The organism is Paractinoplanes toevensis (assembly GCF_018332695.1).
In the GTDB taxonomy this organism is placed as follows: Bacteria; Actinomycetota; Actinomycetes; order Mycobacteriales; family Micromonosporaceae; genus Actinoplanes; species Actinoplanes toevensis.
In genome coordinates, this window is record NZ_BOQN01000189.1 from 1 (window position 1) to 2,907 (window position 2,907).

The 2,907-nt window shown below is 65.1% G+C and carries 2 protein-coding genes; both read right to left on the reverse strand.

Annotated elements, in window-relative coordinates; genetic code table 11:
• Positions 1 to 771 precede the first annotated feature (771 nt).
• Positions 772 to 1,485: a hypothetical protein gene (locus Ato02nite_RS49910; protein WP_213013786.1), complete on the reverse strand. Its 714-nt coding sequence runs from the start codon at positions 1,483 to 1,485 to the stop codon at positions 772 to 774.
• A 706-nt stretch (positions 1,486 to 2,191) separates the two neighbouring features.
• Positions 2,192 to 2,737, reverse strand: a complete 546-nt coding sequence (locus Ato02nite_RS49915; protein ID WP_246608242.1) for an SMI1/KNR4 family protein — start codon at positions 2,735 to 2,737, stop codon at positions 2,192 to 2,194.
• Between the last annotated feature and the right edge of the window lie 170 nt (positions 2,738 to 2,907).

Consider the following 2,907-nt stretch of genomic DNA (forward strand, 5'->3'; position numbering starts at 1 on the left):
CTCGCCGCAGAGCGCTGCGCGGTAGACGGCAGATCCGTATTCTCAGCCCGCCAGCCGCGACTATGGCCCTCCCAGTTGAAGCCAAGCGGTCAACGGACCCATCTGCGGCCCGAAGGGATACGGCTTCGGCCCGAGGAGGGGAACACCTGCCGGCAGCGCAAAGCTAGAGTCCTGGCGATCTACACGAGGGTACGGGGCGATGAGAAACGTGGGCTGGTTGATGTGGCTGGGTATCGTCGCAGCCACTTACCCCCTGAATCAGTGGCTCGTCCGCCGCAAGGGTCTTGATCACCGGCCGTGGTTCGTCCCGAGCCTGTGGGGCCCCGTGGGCACGCTGATCATCGTCCTGGCTCACCCGATGGGCTGGCGCCGATTTTCCTAAGCAGTCCGTACCGCCGAGCCCTTGCCGCATACGGCCGACGAATGCTCACCGACAGGTTCAAAAGCCGATAGCAGCAAAGCCCGCGCATGCGAAGCAACATGCTGTCCTCGACCTGCACGTGCGACGGCGGCAGATCAGGATGCTTCTCTCGCTCCAGACTAAGGTCTCGTACTCTTGGCCCTGCCGGCGGGCGTTGTACCCGCAACCGCCCGTCGGCCCGCACGCCGCAGCAGTAGCCCGCGCCTGCCACTGGACCGGGCCGCGCTTATCAGCGGCAGAATAATGCGCCTCATCTCTATTTTCGGCTGACCGCGAAGCGGCTGTGTGTTCGACCGGTGAGGCATTCGGTGAACCTCGCAGGGGCCGCAGAGATCAGGGCCGTCACGTTGTCATCCGAGGGGATGAAACCTGCTGACTTTTGGTGACGCCCGGTAAAGGGCGAGGCAGTCGATCGCTTCGGTGATTTCGAGGGTGCAAGCCGGTTCGGGGCGTTGGCGAAGGAGGATGGATGGGGCGTCACTGCGGAACCAATGGTCGATCGCGGCGGTAAGCCGATCGGATCCCGCGCTTCCTAAGGCCCAGTCCGTCACGAAATCCGCCAGTTGCCGAGCCGCCGTCTCGCCCGGGGTTGTCGACCACGTATCGAGGAAGGGCTCCACCGCGAGTCCGCAACCGTCGATCACTTCGAGCACGTCACGAGGTAGGCACGGACAGTCCTCTCGCGATATGGCCGCGGTCCACCAAGCCCGCAGGAAATCGGCGATGGCGTCGCGCTGATCCTCCGTCGCCGATTCCCGGCACTGTGCCAGAGGACCGGGCAGGAAGACCGAGTAGCTCCAGTTCTCCATTTCGCCGGCCGCGACCAACTCCAACAGGCGCGGCAAGAAATGCGTGAAGTACGTTACGTCGCCCCAGGTGTTTATGGCGTTGAACAGCAGCGGACCGAGTTGCCGCGGAGTCAGCTGCCGCAGCGGGGTAACCCGCAGATCCTCCACCTGTGCAGGGTCGACACAGTGGTCGCAGAACCCGACGCTGTCGCCCAGCCGCGCACTCATGAACGCCGCGTAGAGTCGGCCGACTGCGGCCTCCAGATCGTCAGGCATGAGGACAGGCTAGTGACAACGGCATGTGTCATCGATCGTTTAAGGCCGCGGGATGCCCACGGCGGCACTGCCTCCCAGGCTCGACCGTGCAAAGCCTCCATTCTCTGCCGGCCGAATGACGTAGTTCGTTCGGCCGCCGACGCGCCAGACGCGAGACGCTGCGCCAGCGGCTACACGCCCGAACTCGCCCGCCCGGCCGTAGGCACCGGCAGAAGGCCGGCAACGGCGCTCGGACACAGCTCATCAAGCATCGCAAAGATCGCCGCCGTCGCCGCGTCGGCGAAGGTCAGTTTGTCCGATGGCTCCAACGGGCTCCGGGGCTTAACCTCCGGTTGGCTGCAATCCCCGTGCGGCAAAGACGGGCAGTCGGGCAGCGTCGACCGGGAGTTCCGCTGCTCGCGCACGTACCAAGCTTGCGCAACCGGAGTACCAGCCAGCACACCCACGACCTGCGAAGGCTGCCTGTCGCGCGGATCGCCAGATCCGGAATCGCCCTCGCCCATCCGGCCCGGGTGATGGTGGGGATCGCCGGTGGGCGGTTAAGCGGGGCGTTCCGTAATCCATGGCGAAGGCCCAGGTAGACGCGGCGGTCGTTGACGCAAGGTCCGCGCTCGCCGGCCGAACCCGACCAGTTCGCGGCCCCGTGTACGGGCAGTGACAGGCGCACCAGACGGGTGCGGCAACAGCGCCAGGTCCGGATACGCGTTCAGTCGCGGTTGTAGTCGCTGTCCGGCCGCAGTCCTTGGACGAAGCTGGCAAAGTCGGGCGCCAGCATGGTGATCCTGTAGTCGACTTCCTGGTCGACATGGACGACGCGCGGTTCGCCGTCGGGCCCGCAGTCGCGGTAGTCGAAAGCGATCATGTCGTGGCCCGCAGATGGGCAGTCGGCGAAGTACACACCGACCGGTGGATAACCCCATTCCTGGACGAAGAAGCGGCTGCCGGACGGGCCCGCCAGCGAACACTCCTCCCGGCCGATCCCCATGATCGAGGTGAGGGCGACGTGGTCCTCGGCCCAGGTTGTCCTGCTCGGTGCCGGGCAGCAAGTACTACGCGGCACACCACCGTTGCGCGTCCGCATCAGTGCCACGTACGAGGCAGGCAACCGGAACCCCAGCTCCGCCTCGACCGACGCGATCAGTTCGTCCGAGGGAAAACCGTCGCCATACATGCATCCTAGTTGCTCAATATCGTCCCAAAATCCGTCCACGTCCAGGCCGGGAAAGAAACGCCGAAGCTGTTCGTCTGCCACACGTAGCCCTTCATCAGCTGCGACACGCTATTGGATCGATGGCGACGAGAGCCGCCGGCAGGGTTATGGACACGGCCTGAACGCTTCGGCAGAGTCGCATGCTCGGACCACGGAGCGTAACTACTGCCGTAGGCACAAGCACGCGCTCCGCGGCATGACAGTGCGAACTT

What these genes read in the sequence shown, in the direction of transcription:
- Ato02nite_RS49910 (WP_213013786.1), bottom strand. Translation starts at nt 1,485, where the DNA reads ATGCCTGACGATCTGGAGGCCGCAGTCGGCCGACTCTACGCGGCGTTC.